This is a genomic window from Bacillus sp. NMCN1 (assembly GCF_002998085.1).
In the GTDB taxonomy this organism is placed as follows: Bacteria; Bacillota; Bacilli; order Bacillales; family Bacillaceae; genus Bacillus.
In genome coordinates this window covers 338,515-357,310 of record NZ_PVQL01000003.1, presented here as the reverse complement: position 1 = coordinate 357,310, position 18,796 = coordinate 338,515, and the positions used below count along the sequence as shown (strand labels likewise).

General features: G+C 42.4%; 21 protein-coding genes and 7 tRNA genes. 1 reads left to right on the top strand and 27 read right to left on the bottom strand.

Annotated elements, in window-relative coordinates:
- Positions 1 to 277: 277 nt before the first annotated feature.
- From C6W21_RS16340 to C6W21_RS16265, 16 genes are all read right to left on the bottom strand, one after another.
- Positions 278 to 481, bottom strand: coding sequence for a cold-shock protein (locus C6W21_RS16340; RefSeq protein WP_003214229.1), 204 nt, complete (start codon positions 479 to 481; stop codon positions 278 to 280).
- 369 nt (positions 482 to 850) lie between these two features.
- Entirely contained in the window at positions 851 to 1,348 is a 498-nt protein-coding gene (locus tag C6W21_RS16335) for a GrpB family protein (protein WP_106051381.1), read from the bottom strand.
- A 230-nt stretch (positions 1,349 to 1,578) separates the two neighbouring features.
- Positions 1,579 to 2,373: an alpha/beta fold hydrolase gene (locus C6W21_RS16330; RefSeq protein WP_106051379.1), complete on the bottom strand. Its 795-nt coding sequence runs from the start codon at positions 2,371 to 2,373 to the stop codon at positions 1,579 to 1,581.
- A gap of 161 nt (positions 2,374 to 2,534) precedes the next feature.
- Positions 2,535 to 2,618, bottom strand: a tRNA-Leu gene (locus tag C6W21_RS16325).
- A 48-nt stretch (positions 2,619 to 2,666) separates the two neighbouring features.
- Positions 2,667 to 2,749 (bottom strand) — tRNA-Leu (locus tag C6W21_RS16320).
- 7 nt (positions 2,750 to 2,756) lie between these two features.
- Positions 2,757 to 2,832 (bottom strand) — tRNA-Lys (locus C6W21_RS16315).
- Positions 2,833 to 2,863: 31 nt separating this feature from the next.
- A tRNA-Gln gene (locus C6W21_RS16310) sits at positions 2,864 to 2,938 on the bottom strand.
- Between the two features lie 20 nt (positions 2,939 to 2,958).
- Positions 2,959 to 3,030, bottom strand: a tRNA-Glu gene (locus C6W21_RS16305).
- A gap of 9 nt (positions 3,031 to 3,039) precedes the next feature.
- Positions 3,040 to 3,130, bottom strand: a tRNA-Ser gene (locus C6W21_RS16300).
- Positions 3,131 to 3,134: 4 nt separating this feature from the next.
- Positions 3,135 to 3,209, bottom strand: a tRNA-Asn gene (locus C6W21_RS16295).
- 209 nt (positions 3,210 to 3,418) lie between these two features.
- On the bottom strand, positions 3,419 to 5,266 hold the full coding sequence (locus tag C6W21_RS16290; RefSeq protein ID WP_106051375.1) for a sigma-54-dependent Fis family transcriptional regulator: 1,848 nt from the start codon (positions 5,264 to 5,266) through the stop codon (positions 3,419 to 3,421).
- Positions 5,267 to 5,374: 108 nt separating this feature from the next.
- Positions 5,375 to 6,754, bottom strand: a complete 1,380-nt coding sequence (lpdA, locus tag C6W21_RS16285) for a dihydrolipoyl dehydrogenase (protein ID WP_106051372.1) — start codon at positions 6,752 to 6,754, stop codon at positions 5,375 to 5,377.
- Between the two features lie 18 nt (positions 6,755 to 6,772).
- On the bottom strand, positions 6,773 to 7,909 hold the full coding sequence (locus C6W21_RS16280) for a dihydrolipoamide acetyltransferase family protein (RefSeq protein WP_106051368.1): 1,137 nt from the start codon (positions 7,907 to 7,909) through the stop codon (positions 6,773 to 6,775).
- 17 nt (positions 7,910 to 7,926) lie between these two features.
- Positions 7,927 to 8,964 carry an alpha-ketoacid dehydrogenase subunit beta gene (locus C6W21_RS16275; protein ID WP_106051364.1) on the bottom strand — a complete coding sequence of 346 codons (1,038 nt, stop codon included), beginning with the start codon at positions 8,962 to 8,964 and terminating at the stop codon, positions 7,927 to 7,929.
- Between the two features lie 20 nt (positions 8,965 to 8,984).
- On the bottom strand, positions 8,985 to 9,962 hold the full coding sequence (locus tag C6W21_RS16270) for a thiamine pyrophosphate-dependent dehydrogenase E1 component subunit alpha (RefSeq protein ID WP_106051362.1): 978 nt from the start codon (positions 9,960 to 9,962) through the stop codon (positions 8,985 to 8,987).
- A 224-nt stretch (positions 9,963 to 10,186) separates the two neighbouring features.
- A complete protein-coding gene (locus C6W21_RS16265; RefSeq protein ID WP_106051360.1) occupies positions 10,187 to 10,660 on the bottom strand; it encodes a SprT family protein in 474 nt (157 codons plus the stop codon).
- Between the two features lie 99 nt (positions 10,661 to 10,759).
- On the opposite strand from C6W21_RS16265, the gene cmpA reads away from it, so the two are divergent.
- Positions 10,760 to 10,894, top strand: coding sequence for a cortex morphogenetic protein CmpA (cmpA, locus tag C6W21_RS16260; RefSeq protein WP_012009003.1), 135 nt, complete (start codon positions 10,760 to 10,762; stop codon positions 10,892 to 10,894).
- A gap of 18 nt (positions 10,895 to 10,912) precedes the next feature.
- Here the strand turns inward: cmpA and C6W21_RS16255 are convergent, their stop codons facing one another.
- From C6W21_RS16255 to C6W21_RS16205, 11 genes are all read right to left on the bottom strand, one after another.
- Entirely contained in the window at positions 10,913 to 13,072 is a 2,160-nt protein-coding gene (locus tag C6W21_RS16255; RefSeq protein WP_106051358.1) for a Tex family protein, read from the bottom strand.
- A gap of 76 nt (positions 13,073 to 13,148) precedes the next feature.
- Positions 13,149 to 13,748, bottom strand: a complete 600-nt coding sequence (locus C6W21_RS16250) for a PP2C family serine/threonine-protein phosphatase (protein WP_106056751.1) — start codon at positions 13,746 to 13,748, stop codon at positions 13,149 to 13,151.
- The gene (gene sigB / locus C6W21_RS16245) at positions 13,748 to 14,536 is read right to left on the bottom strand and encodes an RNA polymerase sigma factor SigB (protein ID WP_099679665.1); all 789 of its coding nucleotides are present in this window, start codon (positions 14,534 to 14,536) and stop codon (positions 13,748 to 13,750) included. The genes C6W21_RS16250 and sigB overlap by 1 nt, the downstream gene beginning before the upstream one ends.
- Positions 14,502 to 14,990: an anti-sigma B factor RsbW gene (gene rsbW, locus C6W21_RS16240; protein ID WP_106031679.1), complete on the bottom strand. Its 489-nt coding sequence runs from the start codon at positions 14,988 to 14,990 to the stop codon at positions 14,502 to 14,504. Before rsbW ends, sigB begins: the two co-directional genes overlap by 35 nt.
- On the bottom strand, positions 14,987 to 15,316 hold the full coding sequence (locus C6W21_RS16235) for an anti-sigma factor antagonist (RefSeq protein WP_106031678.1): 330 nt from the start codon (positions 15,314 to 15,316) through the stop codon (positions 14,987 to 14,989). Before C6W21_RS16235 ends, rsbW begins: the two co-directional genes overlap by 4 nt.
- A 59-nt stretch (positions 15,317 to 15,375) precedes the next feature.
- Positions 15,376 to 16,383, bottom strand: coding sequence for a PP2C family protein-serine/threonine phosphatase (locus tag C6W21_RS16230; RefSeq protein WP_106056749.1), 1,008 nt, complete (start codon positions 16,381 to 16,383; stop codon positions 15,376 to 15,378).
- A gap of 10 nt (positions 16,384 to 16,393) precedes the next feature.
- The gene (locus C6W21_RS16225) at positions 16,394 to 16,795 is read right to left on the bottom strand and encodes an anti-sigma regulatory factor (RefSeq protein ID WP_034663954.1); all 402 of its coding nucleotides are present in this window, start codon (positions 16,793 to 16,795) and stop codon (positions 16,394 to 16,396) included.
- A gap of 2 nt (positions 16,796 to 16,797) precedes the next feature.
- Positions 16,798 to 17,166: an RsbT antagonist protein RsbS gene (rsbS, locus tag C6W21_RS16220; protein ID WP_003214235.1), complete on the bottom strand. Its 369-nt coding sequence runs from the start codon at positions 17,164 to 17,166 to the stop codon at positions 16,798 to 16,800.
- Entirely contained in the window at positions 17,126 to 18,001 is an 876-nt protein-coding gene (locus tag C6W21_RS16215) for an RsbT co-antagonist protein RsbRA (RefSeq protein ID WP_045210228.1), read from the bottom strand. Before C6W21_RS16215 ends, rsbS begins: the two co-directional genes overlap by 41 nt.
- A gap of 117 nt (positions 18,002 to 18,118) precedes the next feature.
- The gene (gene ndoA, locus C6W21_RS16210; protein WP_003214169.1) at positions 18,119 to 18,469 is read right to left on the bottom strand and encodes a type II toxin-antitoxin system endoribonuclease NdoA; all 351 of its coding nucleotides are present in this window, start codon (positions 18,467 to 18,469) and stop codon (positions 18,119 to 18,121) included.
- A 4-nt stretch (positions 18,470 to 18,473) separates the two neighbouring features.
- Positions 18,474 to 18,755: a hypothetical protein gene (locus C6W21_RS16205; RefSeq protein WP_012008995.1), complete on the bottom strand. Its 282-nt coding sequence runs from the start codon at positions 18,753 to 18,755 to the stop codon at positions 18,474 to 18,476.
- Positions 18,756 to 18,796: the final 41 nt, after the last annotated feature.

Below are 18,796 nucleotides of genomic sequence, written 5' to 3'. Positions count from 1 at the left end.
TCTCTACCATCTTCCCCATTTTCAAATACATTTTCTCTACGAACAAATCCCTTCTCTTTGAACTCAGTAAAGAAAAAAGAATTTATTTAGGCAAATTCCGCATATTGTAAATCCAATATGCTATACTGTTGATAAACCTTTGAAGCATGAATTTTTTTACCATTACCTTGTAACATCTCCCTACTTGTACGCTGAGTAGGGTTTTTTTATTGAAGAAATAAATGAAAGCACAAAAAAACAGGCTCTCTACAGAGAACCTGTTTTTAAAAAATGAAGATTAAGCAGTTTTTTGAACGTTAGCAGCTTGAGCTCCACGAGAACCTTGCTCTACGTCAAATGTTACTTTTTGACCTTCGTCTAAAGATTTGAATCCGTCACCTTGGATAGCTGAGAAATGTACGAATACATCGTCGCCTTCTTCACGTTCGATAAATCCAAAACCTTTTTCTGCGTTAAACCATTTTACTGTACCTTGTTCCATGTTTGTTGCCTCCTAGTGCGTTATCACACAATGTATTATACTATCCTTGCCCAAAGTATCCTCAAGACGAAAAGTCTTTCTTCATGCTATCCTTTACGCCGAACAAAAATAATTATTCTTATTGTAACATGATTCGGAAATAATTGCAATTTAGGATTTAAAAGAGCACCAAACGTAATATAGTGACACAAATAAGACAGGGGGTTTAATGATGAATCGAATAAACAAATTTCATATCCCTCACCCTTGTTAATTTAGCTATGTTAAAGAATAATGTTGATTTTGATTAAAAAGAAGAAACTCTCCTTTGTAGCGAGTCCACTTGTACATAAAATTAGTTAGTTTGATCACCAAAAGAGAGAATCTTTTCTAAATTCTCTCTAAAATCGACTGAACAAAGTCAGTTTTTCCCTCTGCATATTTGTGTTTGTCATTTTTATTTACACTTGATAGGTTCAGTTTGAGCTGCTCGTACTCACTTCTTACTAGTTCGTTACTTCTTAAATAATCCCTGAAATTTAATTGTTCGAGTAGGTATCTATTGCCTGTTTGATACATATGGATTTGGTGTGTACGTGGTTCTCCTTTGTTGAAATAGTGTCTTTCAGGTAATACATTGGTCCCTCTATATGAATAACCAAGCCCTCGCAAAGCTGTTACGCACTGTTCTCCGTCAAGAAAATGATCTATTTCAATCGCAATATCAATAATGGGTTTCGCACTCAAACCATTTACTGCTGTACTTCCAATATGATGCACATTTACTGTGTACTGACCAATAACCTCTACTATTCGTTTCTTTTCCCTTTCAAATTCTTTGTTCCATTCAACAGACCAAGGAACTAAAAAAACTCCCCCTCTTGGCAATCAAGCATAAGTTCAACCCCACTTTATGATTTCTTTGTTTATTTGGAAATTTTTAATATAAGTCACATTGGTAGAGAACATCTTACTAATAGTTGTTTAGCATTTCGAGGATTCAGCAAAAAAACTTTCAGACGGTATTGGTATGATTGGACTGCATTATATAAAAATATCAATCGCAAACAAAAACATCCACTTACTTAAGATAAGTGGACAGTCACTTATAAAAAAACCTAAACATTTTCCGACACAAGTCTGTTTAACCAGTTATGGACTAATGAGTTAAATGCATCGGGTTGTTCGATTTGCAGATTGTGGCCAGACATATCAAGCACTGCAAAAGTCGCCCTTGGATAGTCTTCGATCAGCCGCCACGCATCGTGATATCCGACTACATTGTCTTGACGCCCTGTGATAATGAGCGTGGGATACTTAAATTCAGATGAAATATCGAAGGTAAAGCCATATCCATTTTGAAGAATATTGTTGATGAATTCATGATTTGTTTGTTTAGAAGGAAGGTAAATTTCATTGCGAAATCTTTCCCATTCCGTTTTTCCTTGCACAACTGCCATGGAGCAAAATTCATCCGCCTCTTCTGAAGACAGATGTGATATCAAGTTACTGTCACTTTTTAGAACTGTCTTCTCTGGTACGACTCTTTTATCGAATACAGGTATAGTCATTGGAGCCACAAGTAGTAATCCACGAACGGTTTCTAGGCGTGAACCAACGATACCTCTAGCTATGTATCCTCCATACGAATAACCACAAACAATAAACTGTTCACCAGGGATAATCTCTTCCAAAAGACGCAATACCGCTTCTAACATATCATCAGAGTTCTGAATAGATGGATGCGGCTCGGAACGTCCCATCCCCGGTAAGTCTATGTATATTCTCTTCCAACCGCTTTGTTTTTCAAATACCGGTTCCAATGCATGTAACATCACTTGATGGTTAAGTGTCCAACCATGCAATATTACGATCGGAAATCCTTCTCCAATTACTTTGTGGTAAATTGACATGTATTTATATCCCCTTTCCTAGTCTTCAATATTTTATCACAATTTTAGCAATATTCTTCGTTTCACTGAACTTGATATTATTGCAAACTGTCTTTTATAACTGTTCAAATTACTTCGAAAGCACAAAAAAACCAAAGGTTTACAACCTTTGGTTTTTTAGATGCGGCCGAGAGGACTTGAACCTCCACGGGTTATTCACCCACTAGGCCCTCAACCTAGCGCGTCTGCCATTCCGCCACGACCGCGTGTATGATGTGCTCATATATTCATAAGTGCACTGTTTGAAAAAACAATGCGGGTGAAGGGACTTGAACCCCCACGTCATAAAGACACTAGATCCTAAGTCTAGCGCGTCTGCCAATTCCGCCACACCCGCGTGACAATGGTGAGCCATGAAGGACTCGAACCTTCGACCCTCTGATTAAAAGTCAGATGCTCTACCAACTGAGCTAATGGCTCATCTGCTATGCAGAAAAACATATATAAAAAATGGCTGGGCTAGCTGGATTCGAACCAACGCATGACGGAGTCAAAGTCCGTTGCCTTACCGCTTGGCTATAGCCCAACGAATCAAAAAACAAAACATGACCCGTACGGGATTCGAACCCGTGTTACCGCCGTGAAAGGGCGGTGTCTTAACCGCTTGACCAACGGGCCATAAAATAATGGCGGAGAAGGAGGGATTTGAACCCTCGCGCCGCTTGCGCGACCTACACCCTTAGCAGGGGCGCCTCTTCAGCCACTTGAGTACTTCTCCACTATGGCTCCGCAGGTAGGACTCGAACCTACGACCGATCGGTTAACAGCCGATAGCTCTACCACTGAGCTACTGCGGAATAATAAGACATGTTTCATTATATATATGCCAGAAAAATGTGTCAAGAATTTTTAAGCGTTTCATTCCTGCTTCATTTGCGACGGCTTTTATAATTTAACATATACTAATATAACAGTCAAGCCTTTTTCCATGCCATTTGTTTAACTTGGCAGAAAGCCCCCGACCTTCACGTAGACCAAGGGCCTTGATGCAGCCATCCTCATGAGATTAAGACAGATGAAACTTTCGCATCCACTTATAAAAAGTACTTCTTGGCACTCCTGCTAACCTCGCTGCTTCTGACACATGACCTTTCGTTTTATGCAGTGCGTCTATCACTGTTTGCTTTTGAATGCGTTCCCTGAATGTGAGTTCTTTTGAAGTCTCGGGTTGCTCTGCTGGATGCAGCTTCTGTTTTTTCTGATCAATCGTCTCTAATACTTGAGCATATTGCGATTCACCAATCCATCCGCCTTTCGGAAAGAGGACCCTTAGATGTTCAAACAGGTTAAAAAGCTCTCGTATGTTTCCTGGCCAGTGATACTCCTGCAATTTCTGAAAAAATGATTCAGGAAACGCCGCATTCCAGTGGTGCTTCTTTTGGTAATAACGATATAAATCATGAATGTCTTCTTTTCTTTCTCTAAGCGGCGGGATGTTGATCGGATAGACATGAAGACGGTAATACAAGTCTTCTCGTATTTTTCCTTCTTTCAGCAGTTCGTTCATATTACGGTGTGTCGCTGTAATGATTCGAATATCCAAGGGGATTTCGTGTGTCCCGCCGAGCGGTACGACTTTCCTTTCTTCTATCACCCTAAGAAGCGCTACTTGCATCGCATATGGGATTTCACCAATTTCGTCTAAAAAGAGTGTTCCTTTATGAGCTTGTTCAAATTTCCCTTTAGCTCCATGACGTTTTGCCCCTGTAAAAGCCCCTTCAGCATAGCCAAATAATTCGCTTTCTAACAGGCTTTCAGGAATGGCTCCGCAATTAACAGCAATAAACGGTCCTCTATGTCTATCACTGGCTGAGTGAATGGCTCTAGCGGCCAGTTCTTTCCCTGTACCTGTTTCGCCCCAAATATATACATTGGCATCTGTTTGTGCCGCTCTCTTCATCTCACTGAGCGTCTGTTGAAATACCTTACTTGTTCCAGATTCCCCGGGAAATTGAGCAAAAGAAACGGTTATGCTGCTTTTCACTGCTTCTTCAAGGGAAAGGGACATGCCTACCATCTTTCCATCTTGCTCTGATTGAATGATCTGCTTTCCCCGGATAACAAATGGATGATCCTTAAGCCGCTCGATATCCATTCCGTACCAGTCTGAAAAACGTTCTCTAATCGACCTGCTGGCAGAAACAATTTGCTTTTTTTCATTACAGACAACAAACGGTTCGTCCGCTTCCACCTGCTGGAGACAATGAGTGATGAGCTCCATCTCTCTCCTTTTTTGCTGGACCTGAATTTCTCTCTCTATGGCATAAGCAACCGTTGAAGCCATTCCAAGCATAAAAGGGTGCTTGTTATCCGCCATACAGGAGATATCAATCACCCCTATGATCGTACCGTCTGCATCGCGAATAGGAGCGGCTGAACAACTCCAATGATGAGAGGCGATAGAAAAATGCTCAGTTCCGTTGATCGCCACAGCTTCTCCAATGACCAGTGCCGTTCCAATAGCGTTCGTCCCCACATCTGCTTCGGTCCAGCGCGCACCCTCCATAAAATTAATTTTTCTTGCTTCCACCATCGTCCTTTGGCTTCCTGTCAGACTTAGCACATAACCGTCTGCGTCGATGAGTAAGGCCAACATGTCAGATTCTTTTAATTGCTCACTGATTTTATTTAAGTAAGGAAGAGCGGTATTGAGGAATAATGAGTATTTCTTTTTTTGGGCACTGAATAATTCCTTTTCTAACAACGACTGTCCTTTATCTAAATACGGATTAACATTTGCCTGTTTACACCTGTGCCATGATTCCATCACTCTCTTATTCAGACGAGACTTATCAAGCAAACCTTCACGAACAAAACGTTTCCACGTATTTAAATAACAAGGTGTCGGATTCATTCCATCCTCTCCTCTGGGGGCTTTTTATTCATTATAGATAAATATAAAAGCGCTTTCAATTAGCATTAGCTAAGCCGAGAAGTCATTCGGATAGAAAAAGAGTCTTTTTCAGCAGTGCACCGCTCGTCCAATGGTTTGCAGCAAGGCTTCGTGTATCGCCTCTGAAAGTGTCGGATGTGCCGCAATAAACTGCTCTAATGTATCAGCGGTCAACTCTGTATGCATCATCACCGCCGCTTGTCCAATCAGTTCTGTTGCATTCGGTCCGATGATTGATACACCTAAAATTTCTTGATATTTCGGTTCTACAGTAACCTTTACTTGACCGGCTGGTTGATTTAAGATTAACGCTTTTCCATTTGCAGAAAACGTACATGTCCCTATCCGAATATCCCCATATTGTTTTCTAGCACTCTCTTCATTTAAACCAACACTGGCGATTTCTGGAGAGGTGTAGATGCACCTTGGAATCACTTGTTCATTGACCTTTACATGTTCACCTGATGCATGGGATGCCGCAACCGTTCCTTCATGAAAAGCAGCATGAGCAAGCTGGACCCCACCTGTCACATCACCGCACGCATAGATATGCGGGAGATTGGTTTGCATATGTTCATTAACGCATATTCCGTTTCTGTCATATTCAATGCCTACCTGATCAAGATTCAACTCTCCAAGCTGCGGAGTTCTGCCAATTGCCACTAAGCAAAGATCCAACTGGATTTCACACCGCTCTCCTTGATTTTTCTCAACCACTACTTTTCTTGAAGAAGAATCAAGCTGTTTAACTGCAGCAGACGTCAAAATGTCTACACCCGTTTCTTCGAGTTGCTCGTGAAGACATTGTGCTATATCACGATCTTCTTCAGGTAAAATGTGCACTGCCCGCTCAACCATGACAACCTTTGTCCCCATTCTGCTAAAGATGCTCGCAAACTCACAGCCGATTACCCCTCCCCCAATGATACAAAGCGAATCTGGTATAGAAGAAAGTGACATTGCATCCTTGCTGTGAATGATCCATTCTCTATCAAATGGTGCAAAAGGTAAAGCAGCAGGCGCTGCCCCTGATGCAATAATGATTTGTTTTGCTTGAATGATTTCAGATTTCCCTTCACTTTCTATCAATAGCTCATGTGCCGATAGAAATGATGCCTTCCCATTCAACACGCTGACTTTGTTTTTATTCATCAAGTAGCGAACACCATCAGTTAGCTGCTTGACGACAGACTGTTTCCGTTTTTGAACGGCATCCCATTGAATGATAGGCTCATGTTCTGGAAGCTCAATTCCAAAATGTACAGCCGATTTCACATGCTCATACATATCGGCGCTTTGCAAAAGCGCTTTGGTCGGAATACAGCCTTCATTGAGGCAGGTACCCCCCAGCTGACCTTGATCAATTAACACAACTTCCCTGCCAAAACGGGCGGCTGTTATGGCCGCCACATAACCTGCTGGTCCGCCTCCTATAATGACCAGTGTCATGGTACGTTCACCTTCTTCCTATAAAAGGATGGATATTGGTTCTTCTAAATATGCTTTGACCGTTGATAAAAATGCGGATGCCGGTGCTCCGTCCAGCACGCGGTGATCAAACGTAAGACTGAGTGGCAGGATGGTCCCTTTGCACAATTCATCATCTCGATAAACAGGGGTTTCATACATTGTTCCGACGCCAAGAATACCCGCTTCCGGCGGATTCAAAATTGGCGTGAAATGCTCTACACCGTAGGCACCTAGGTTGGTGATCGTAAAGGTAGAGCCTTCGATTTCATCGTGAAGAAGTTTGCCTTCACGTGCTTTTTTGCCATACAATTTGATGGTCTTCGCTAGCTCAATGAGCGATAACCGCTCCGCATGTCGAATAACTGGCACAGCTAAGCCGTTTTCTAAAGCAGCAGCTATCCCAAGATGAACATACTCAAAAGTTTCCACTCTTTCATTTTGATATTGACTGTTCATCTCAGGATGTTCGATTAATGAAAGGATCGCTGCTTTGGCTACAAAATCGGTCATGGTCAATTTTGTATCGTGACGGGCTATGGCTGTTTCGTTCAACTGAGGTTGTAGTATTGTCAGTTTTGTCACGTCCGCTTTCATCGTAATGGTTAATTGTGCACTTGTTTGCAGACTTTCCATCATCCTTGAGGCAATTGTTTTCCGCATCATGTTCACAGGTTGATGGTCTGTCTTATTGTTTTGTATTTGTTTCTCTTTTTGATCAGGAAGTGCCTGAAGCACATCGTCTTTTGTAATTCTCCCATCTGGTCCGGTTCCCACCAGCGTGTCAATGTCCAGATTTGCATTGTTAGCAATTTTACGAGCAACAGGGGAGATTTTCTTTCTCTCTTTCTTTGGTTTTGACTGGATGTCTCTATCTTTCTTTTCCTCCACCTGTTCATTTCCTTCACCGATATAGCAGATGACCGTGCCAGGCGGTACACCTTCTCCCTCAGACACTTTTATATCCAATATGGTTCCTTCAGCAGGTGATTCGATCTCCATTTCAATTTTTTCAGAATTGATGCTTGCAATGCTTTCCCCTTTATTTACGGTCTCACCGACCTCCTTATTCCAGACAGATACCGTTCCTTCTTTCATCGACATGCCCAATTTAGGCATCACAACCTCGACAGCCATCTCCCTCTCTCCTTTCTTTAGTTCAATATCTTGTCATGACTCTTGCCAATCATCTCTAATACGGTGTTCACAACCTTATCAGGTGTCGGCAGATAGATATCTTCAAGAGGTGGTGAAAACGGTACCGGTGTATGAGGAGCCGTCACTTTTTTGATTGGAGCGTCAAGTAAATCGAATCCTTTATCTGCAACCAAAGACGAGATGTCTGCGGCAATTCCGCACCTTGGATTTGCTTCATCCACAATGACAAGCCGATTTGTTTTTTCTACCGAAGTCAGAATGGCCTCTTCATCGAGTGGCGACAAGCTTCTTGGATCAATCACCTCAGCTTCAATACCACGTGCAGCTAACTCCTCTGCCGCTTCGAGTGCTGTATACACTTGTTTGCCTACTGCAAAGATGGTCACGTCTGAGCCTTCTCTCTTCACATCTGCTTTACCAAGCGGCAGTGTATAATATCTCTCTGGCACATCTCCTGTGATATTGTAAAGCGTCTTGTCTTCAAAAAAGACGACAGGATCCTGATCCTCGATTGCTGCCAGCAGCAGCCCTTTGGCATCATAAGGTGATGAAGGCACAACTACTTTTAATCCAGGGATGCTTGTAAACAGCGCATACAAACTTTGCGAATGCTGGGCTGCTGCTCTAAAGCCGGCTCCATGTGTCGTTCTAATCGTGATCGGCACCTCTGCTTTTCCGCCAAACATGTATCGAAATTTTGCTCCTTGATTCAGCACTTGGTCCAGACAGGTACCGATAAAATCATTAAACATGAGCTCCGCAATTGGTCTTAGCCCTGTTGAAGCAGCTGCCATGGCCGCGCCTACATAGCCAGCTTCACTAATCGGTGTGTCAAGGACACGTTCACGTCCAAACTCCTGGACGATTCCTTTGGTTACACCAAGAACACCGCCCCATGCTTCATCATCCTGTAAGTGATCTACATGAGCGCCTCCCGCAACATCTTCCCCCATTAAAATGACATCCTCGTCTCTTCTCATTGCCAGTTTAATCGCTTCATTCAAAGCACTAGACATGCTGATTTCTCTTGTCATTTTCCTCTCCCCTTTCTGATTTATTGATACGAAACATACACATCGGTCAGTAATTCGGTATGATCTGGATATTCACTTTCTTCACTGAATCTAACGGCTTCATCTATCGCTTCCGTTACAGCCGCTTCGATATTTGATATCTCTTTATCCGTAAGCAGCTGCTTTTTTATCAATTCATTTTTAAAAAGAGCGATGGCATCTCTCTCCTCTTGATGTTCTGTTCTTTCTTGATTTGTTTTGTAACGCTGGGCATCTCCTTCAAAATGACCATAATTCCGATATGTCATGCATTCAATCAATGTCGGACCTTCTCCATTTTTTGCTCGTTCTATCGCTTGTTCTGCTGCTTGGTAAACGGCGGTCACATCTTTTCCATCTACTTGAATACCCGGAATGCCATAACTGGCGGCTCGATCCACGATTGATTTACAGCTTGAAGCATAGGAAAATGGCGTCGCTTCCCCGTAACCATTGTTTTCTGCGATGAAAATGACAGGCAGTTTCCAGATGGCTGCGAGATTGATTCCTTCGTGAAATGTTCCTTGATTGTTTGCACCATCCCCAAAAAAGCAAACGCTTACATTTTTTGTCTTCTTATATTTAGCTGTTAGGGCTGCCCCGCACGCAAGTGGAAATCCACCTCCAACAATTCCATTGGCACCAAGCATTCCTTTATCAAAATCTGCGATGTGCATGGACCCTCCCTTTCCTTTACACAGACCTGTGGCTTTCCCATAAATTTCTGCCATCATTCTTTTTAGATCACAGCCCTTAGCAATACAATGGCCGTGGCCGCGGTGGGTACTTGTAATACTGTCTTGTTCATTCAGATGAGCGCAGACTCCTACAGCAACAGCTTCTTCACCAGCATAAAGATGAACAAAACCTGGCAAAATCCCTTTTGTAAAAAGCGTGTGTACTTGATCTTCAAATTGGCGGATTTCCTGCATTTTTTGATACATCCAAACGGCTTTTTCCTTTGTCAGTGCCATTTCCATAAGGTAAAACCTCCTATCTTTTTTGCTTGCACTTATATACAAGCAAAAAACGTGCCAACATCACGGCACTTGAAAATTAGGTTTTGAACGATTCACACCGATCAAAAAAGAGACAAAATGAGACTTGTGTCTCTATTTGTCTCAATATGTCTACTTCATGTCCTGCATATCACGATGATCAATTACATTGAACACAAAAAAGCATCCCCATAGAGAAATGCTTATCACTCTGAACCGATTGTACGCTGCCATTTTAATTTCCCTTTGCAGACACTGCACACATAACGAGAGGTATCAAACCGTCTTTTCCTGATAAAATACTGACCGCATCCTGTGCAGACATATTCAAGACGTTTCTGTACACGCCGTTTATTTTGTACGGTCTTTAGCGGTGTACAAAAACGCGGGGCTCCTACTTGCTTTAACAGCTCTTTAAAGGCACGGTCACGATGCTGATAGCCTTTCCCCTCAAGATGCAGATGATAATGACACAATTCATGCTTGATGATCCCGATCAATTCAGCTCTTCCATGCTCCTCTAAATATCGGCGATTCAACTCAATATTGTGTGTACCAAGCAAATATCTCCCGCCTGTCGTTTTGAGACGGTCATTAAAAACAGCCTGATGGCGGAATACCTTACCAAAGAACTGCTCAGAAATATGCTCTGTCAACTGCTGTAACTCTCTCTCGTTCAATCAAGATCGTTCCTTTCTATAAAAACCTCGAACGGGACAATTTCCCCTTTGCATACATTAAAGGTACACCCACTGTTTCGATCAAAGGAGGAATGGGCGATGCCCAACTGGCTGAAAAATCAGATGCAGAAGGCATTTTTTGAAAAAAATCATTACCAAATCAAATTGCTGAATCAATGCTGGTACTTCTATAGGAAAAAACATTCAGTCGCATCAAGGCACACCCCATCCTGAGGTGCGCCTCGTTTTTGTTTACTCTGGTTTCAGCATGGAGAGGGCAACGCGGCCTTTTGCCTGGTCAACAGAGTCCACCCATACAGTCACAATATCGCCGACTGATACAACGTCAAGCGGATGCTTCACAAAACGGTTGCTTAGCTTTGAAATATGCACAAGCCCATCCTGCTTTACTCCAATATCAACGAATGCACCGAAGTCAACAACGTTTCTCACCGTTCCTTGCAGCTCCATTCCTTGCTTCAAGTCCTCTAATTTCAACACATCTGTTTTCAAAAGAGGTTTTGGTACTTCATCGCGCGGATCACGCTCAGGTCTTGTCAGCTGATCGATGATATCCTGAAGTGTAATGATACCAATGTCAAGCTGCTGTGCGGCTTCGTCCAGTTTGACCTCAGCGATTTTCTCTTTTAACTGCTCTGTGCCAAGATCATCTGGCGTCATCTTGATCATGCGTAAGAACTGTTTTGTTTCTTTATAGCTCTCTGGGTGAATGCCTGTACGATCAAGTGGATCTTGCCCGTCTGCGATGCGCAGGAAGCCGATACACTGCTCATACGTCTTAGCACCAAGTCTTGGAATATCCTTTAGCTCTTTTCTACTTGTGAATCTCCCAATCTCTTCGCGGCGCTTGACGATATTCCCTGCAACGGCTTTTGAAAGGCCTGACACATATTGCAGCAGTGCCTGTGAGGCCGTATTGACGTTCACACCGACTTGGTTGACGACTGTCTCCACCCCGAAGGTTAAGGAGCTGTTTAATTGCTTTTGGCTCACGTCATGCTGGTATTGGCCCACCCCGACAGACTTCGGATCAATTTTCACAAGCTCTGCTAAAGGATCTTGTAATCTTCGAGCGATGGAAATGGCGCTTCGTTCTTCGACTTGCAGGTCTGGAAACTCTTCTCGCGCCAGTGCAGACGCGGAGTATACACTTGCTCCTGCTTCATTCACGATCAAATAGGACACCGGCTGATCCAGCTCTTGAATCAGGTCTGCGATGAATTGTTCGGTCTCTCTTGAGGCTGTTCCATTTCCAATCGCAATGACTTCAATGTTTGATGATTGAATGATCTCTTTCACTTTTTGTTTAGCTTCCGCTTTTTTCTGTACAGGCGGATGCGGGTAAATGACACCAATATGATGGACTTTGCCCGTATCATCCACGACGGCTAACTTACAGCCTGTACGAAATGCAGGGTCGACTCCTAGTACACGCTTCCCTTTCATCGGCGGCTGAAGAAGCAGTTTTCTTAAGTTTTCAGCAAAAATATGAATCGCTTGTTCCTCTGCCTTTTCTGTCAGCTCTTTGCGTATTTCTCGTTCGATTGAAGGCTGAATGAGGCGTTTATAGGCATCGTCAATTGCCGCTTCAATAAACGGTCTCGCCGTCGTCTGTTTGCCTTTTATGACTTGCTTGTCGAGATAGAAACGAATATTTTCAGCAGGTGGTTCGATGGCTGCCTTTAAAATGCCTTCCTTCTCCCCACGATTGACTGCTAGTACACGGTGAGGCACTATCTTTTTAATGGGCTCTTGATAATCGTAATACATTTCATAGACATTTTTCTCATCACTCTCGATGTCTTTTCCTGATGTGACCAGACTGCCCTTTTGGTACGTTTCGCTGCGAATCCATTTCCGCATATCAGGATCATCTGCCAGCTGTTCAGCAATGATGTGCTGCGCGCCTTCAAGTGCCTCTTCTACACTTGTTACTTCCTTTTCTTCGTTGATAAAAGAAGCAGCCTTCTTCTCGATCTCATCGCTTGGCAGCGTGAGTACATATTCCGCCAGCGGCTCCAGCCCTTTTGCTTTGGCTACATTCGCCTTTGTTTTACGTTTTTGTTTGAATGGCCGGTATAAATCTTCGACCTCTTGCAGTTTATGAGCTTGTTCAATTTTTTGTTTTAATTCATCCGTCAGTTTGTCTTGTTCAGCGATTAAGCGAATGACTTCTTCTTTTCGGTTCATGACATTTTGGATATATGTATAGCGCTCTGAAATGGTTTGAATTTGTACCTCATCCAGAGAGCCTGTCTGCTCTTTCCGGTAACGGGCAATAAACGGGACGGTGTTACCATCCTCTAAGAGCTTGATGACACTTTCAATTTGTTTTGTTGAAAGCTTTAATTCTGTTGCAATTTGTTTCAATAAAAAGTCAGATGTCTTCATACTTTGCATCCTCTCACTGTGTCTTCTCTTTTAGTGTATCAAAAAAACCGGCAAAACAGAAAAAAGGTCAGCTATTTTACATGAGCTGACCAAGTACATAGGTGAGATCGTCTTTCTTGTCTTGTGTGTATGTTTCAAGCTGTTTGGCAATGTCTGCAACTGAATGACTATGCTTTAAACACATTCTCATGTTTGGCACATTCAGTCCGTCTGAATACATAATGAATGTCGATCCTTTTTCGTAGGAATAGGTGTAAGTTTTATATTTTCTAGGTTTCCCTGATAAGTATCCTGATGTCGGAAGTGGATAAATATAGTCGCCAGAAGGGGCATTCAAGATAAACCGAATATTACCAACCGAACAATAGGTAAATTGCTGCTGGGAAAAATTCACCTTTAAGATCGCAACTGTGGCCCCGCGTTTATTTTTCATAGCCTGATTGCATCTGTCGATGAGGGTCGTCATATCCTCATGTCCATATTCTTTGACAATTTCGCTGACTAAAGAAGATGATTCATTGGCGAACTGACCGCTGCCTAATCCGTCTGCCACAGCACAAATTAGTTCTTCATCATCTGCTTTAATAAAAAAACTGTCCCCGCAGCATGATTTCCCTTCTTTATTCGATTGATAAATAATGGCATTCACATGCTCATGCTGTTCAATCTGCTTCATTACCCTAGCTCCATAGACGCATCTTCTGATAATGCATCTCGTAGCTTTTTAACTGCCTTCCGTTGCAGTCTCGATACATGCATTTGGGATATCCCGAGTAAATCGCCTGTTTCTTTCTGACTCTTATTTTGTAAATAAGTCAGATTGATAATCTCTTTTTCTCGATCTGTCAGAACATGAAGCACACTCTCAAGCATCATTTTTTGGTTCACGCGTTCGTAGCCTTCTTCCTGTGAGCCGACGACGTCTAAAATGGTAACAGTACTTCCTTCAGAATCAGCCTCAACGCCTTGGTCTACAGACAGCGCTTGATAGCTTTTGCCCATCTCCATGGTTTCCAGTACTTCTTCCTCTGTCACATCTAGATATTCTGCAATTTCTTGTACCTTAGGTGACTTTTGCGTCTCCGTTGTCAGATGGTCAACTGCCATCTTGATTCTTGGGCCAAGCTCTTTTATCCGCCTTGGTACATGGACACTCCATGTCTTATCACGTAAAAAGCGTTTGATTTCCCCGATAATGGTTGGAATCGCAAAGGCTTCAAATGATTTACCGACGAGCGGGTCATATCGCTTAATGGCACCGAGTAAACCAATCATTCCAACTTGTCTGAGATCCTCATGAAAACTTTTCCCTTTGGAATATTTTTTCGCCAGCATATCGACCAGATTTGTATAACATTCGACAAGCGTGAGCTGCGCCTGCTCGTCTTGATTGGTTTGATAGCTTTGGATGAGGCGATCCACTTCATCTTTAGTTAGTTTCATAGTTTTGGATGGTTGTGTCATGGTCAACTCGCTCCCTGTTTAAAAACTTTGTCATCGCAACGGTAACTCCGGAGTTTGCTTGCACCTCGACTTCATCCATCAATGTTTGCATCAAATATAAACCAAGACCTCCTTCTGCCAATTGATCCACCGTATGAGCAGATGTGTAAGGCCCTAGTCCTTCCTGCTTTTGCTTAAAGTCAAAGCTACCGCCTTTGTCAGAGACAATGATTTCTAGACGATCCTCATAGACAAGAAAGCGAACAGCTACCTCTCCATCTTCTCCAACAGCACCTTTGTAGGCATGCTGAACCGCATTTGTACAGGCCTCACTGACAGCTATTTTTAGGTCCTCAATCTCTTCGTAGGCATAGCCCATACGGCTTGCTACGCCTGAAAGAGTCAGACGAATGATGCCTACGTATTCTGGTTTCGCCGGGATTTTCATCTCGATTAAATCTACTGATTCGTTCATTGTACCCCACCCTCTGTATTTGCAGAAATGTCAATGATGTCCTTTAGTCCAGTAATTTCAAACAATCTTACAAGCCGATCCGATAAGTTCTCAAGCTTTAATGTTCCGCCTGCTTTTTGAGCTGCTTTAAACAGCCCAACAAATACACCTAATCCTGTACTATCCATATACGTAACATCCTTCAAACAGATTTCAAGATGCTCTCCCGCCTCGGCTTTAGGCATGAGCGTTTCTCTTAGCTCAGGTGCGGAGTACACATCGATTTCTCCGCTGACGCTAATTTTCGTCTTATTATCTATTTGATGCTCTTTCATAGACATATTCATTATGCATTCACCTCGAAATTCTTGTTTCCTAGAATTTTATATACCCGCATATTTACTTTCTAAACCTTTCTTTTCAGAACAAGTAATGTAAAGTCATCATGAAGCTGAAAATCTTGCAGCTTCAGTAAGCTGGCATAGATAGCATCGACCATTTCCTGAGCTGAATAAGATAGGTGCTCTGCTATAAGCGTTTTGATATCCTCCCGCTCTAAAAAACCGTCCTCTGACTTGGATTCTGTCACGCCATCTGAGAATAAGATGACCATATCCCCGACGTCCAAATACTTCTCATACTGCCGATAGTCAAAGTCTGGTGCGATCCCAAGGACAAGTCCCTTAGCGTCTAAATCGTAAAATTGATTCTCTTTTTTGCAATAGAAAAAGCCCGGCTCATGACCAGCCGATGCATATTTAAATTCATGCGTTGCTTTATTATAGCTGCCATAGAACATGGTAATAAACATGCTCGGGTCTACGTTTTGCTCGACAACACGATTAAGGGTTTTTAACACCTTTGTGGGACCGCTTCCTGACTCCGGCAAGGAATCCATCGCATACTTAATCATCGACATACAGAGCGCAGCCGGGATGCCTTTCCCAATGACATCTGCGATCGCGATATTAATCGTATCGTGATCGGTGACAAAATGGTAATAATCTCCACTCATCTGTTTTGCCGGCACACTAATAGCCCCGATATCAAATGTGTCTCCTTCTGGAATTTTCGTTTCCAGAAGGGTTTGCTGAACATTAGCAGCAATTTCGATTTCTGATTTAATTTCTTGCTGGATGCCTCTAAGTGTTAAATGTTCCTGGTAAGCTAGTCCGTACCCAATCATGACTTCAATTAAGAAGTCTAGTGAATGAAAGACATCTTTCGGCAAATCAGGGTATAGCTCCTGAATCACTTTTCGGTGAACACTCACTATTTCTTCAGGAGGTATTTGATGCTCAATGGTTTTTCGGCTAAATTTTTGAGCTTGATAAAGCGATGTTTCAGTTAAATCACTGATATAACGACTGAGCAGCTGATGATACCGCTGCTCCATTACCTCCTTAAAATCCATGGTTTCCCTCCTAGCGAAGCCACTTAACAGCTTTTATCTCCGTTCCTTGTTCTTGTGTAGAATCTAATTCAAAATCATCCATCAGTCTTCTGACTCCCGGAAGACCTGCTCCGAGTCCGCCTGATGTAGAAAAACCGTCTTCCATCACTTTACGTATATCCATGATGCCAGGCCCTTCATCGGCTGCAATGATTTTGAGTCCACGCTTTCCGCGCTCCATCACTTCTTCTATACAAATCTGACCTTTACCAGCGTATAAATAGATGTTTCGAGCTAGTTCAGAAATGGCCGTCGTAATTCTTGCTTGGTCAACTGTTCCAAATCCTAATTCTTTAGCAACATTTCGCCCCAGTTGTCTTGCCGCAACTATGTCCCATTCCGTCAAAATTTTCACACAGGATTGGTCTTTCATATCTATTCCCCCAATTCCCGCTTCAATGTCTCAAGCCCTTGTTCAAGATCTAATGCTGTCTGAATTTCTTCCAGTGATATACCAAGTTCAATCAGTGTTACAGCGACTGCCGGCTGTATTCCTGTTAATACAACTTTTGCCCCCATGAGCTTTGACATCGTGATGACATCGCCTAATACTTTTGCAATAAATGAATCGATCATATCAACAGATGTTAGGTCAATGACAACGCCGTTCGCTCCTGTTTCATGAATTTTATTCAGCAAGTCTTCTTGAAAGTGAAGGGCTGTTTGGTCATCAAGCTCCCACTGTATCGAAATTAGAAGACAATTATATAATTTTAAGATTGGAATCTTCGGGTGATTTCTCACTGGGTTTCCCCTCCAATGAAACAATTTTTCGATTTGTCATTTCTAAAGCAGTTTGAATTCCTTTTTGAAGGGTATTCTTTGTTGTAACTTGAGATAAATCAATTCCAAGGGTGACGATGGTTTGGGCGATTTCTGGGCGAATACCGACCAATAAGCATTTTGCACCTACTAATCTCACAGCCTCTGACGCTTGAATGATATGGTGTGCCACCATTGTATCGACGACAGGTACACCGGTGATGTCGATTAAGACCACCTGTGACCGATGCTTCACAACGCCATTTAACAGATTCTCCATGATCTTCTTCGCACGGTCTGTATCAATTGTTCCGACAAGAGGCATGACAGTGATGTGCTCAAACACCGGAATCAGCGGAGCAGAAAGTTCCTGTAACGCAATTTTTTGAAGGTTGACGGTTTTCTCCCATGAGATGGAGTAGTGATTCAATATTTCGTTATGAACTGGTGAGATGAACCGATCAATTTCCCATATGAGCTCATTACTTCCTTGTTCAGTATTTTTGTCACTGTTCATTTTGTGATATAAGTGTGAACGGATTTCCGTTAGCCCTTTTGCCAGTAACTTAAGTGATATACCCATTTGTACAATTTTTAAAGCAAAAGATTGCACTTTTTCTTCAAAATCCTCAGCATTCGCCTCTGAAAGGGATGCTAGAATAAGCTGGACATATTCGGAACAAATGGTTTCATACATTTTATCGTTTAGCATCATGTCCGTTTCTTCTTCTCCGAGTCGTTTGAAGATGTCAGTCCATTCTTTTTCTAATTCCTTTTGGTGCGCTCTCGCAAAAGCTAACACGATATGATTCGACATAATTTACCCCCTACATACATAAAAAACAATAACTTTCATTCTCTCTCCATTATAGCCTTAATAAAAAATGAACACAAAAAAAAGTTGCTCACAGGAGAGCAACCAAATATCACCATATTAAAAATCAATAAGAGCCAAACTAACTTGTAAGGCTTCATCAACCTTCTCCATCATCTCATCATCAAGATGTGTAATTTTATCTGTCAATCTTTGTTTATCGATCGTACGAATCTGTTCCAAAAGAATGACAGAATCCCGTTCAAAGCCGTAGCGCTTTGCATTGATTTCGACGTGAGTCGGTAATTTCGCTTTTTGTATTTGGGCTGTTATGGCTGCAACGATAGCAGTCGGGCTGAAGCGATTTCCAATGTCATTTTGAATCACCAATACTGGGCGAACCCCGCCCTGCTCGGAGCCAACAACAGGAGATAAATCAGCAAAGTAAACATCACCGCGTTTAACAATCAAATGTTTAACCCCCGCTGACTAATCGCTCAACTGTATTCTCAGCCTCAAACTCTGCGTATTGTGCCTCTGAAGAGATATTCAGATTAATTTTCGCCATCTCCATGTAGCCGCGTCTCATCGATTCACGATTTTGTCGAATATTACGTTCACGAATATACGTTTTTGTCGCTCGGTAGATCAATTCATTTCTTGTTACCTTATCCTGCTCTGCTACTCGTTCGATCTCAGACATTAAAGTCTCCGGCAGTCGAATCTTCATTTCGTTTGTTGCGCTGGATTCAGACAAAAAACATACACCTCCACAAAACTTACGGATACCGTATCGAT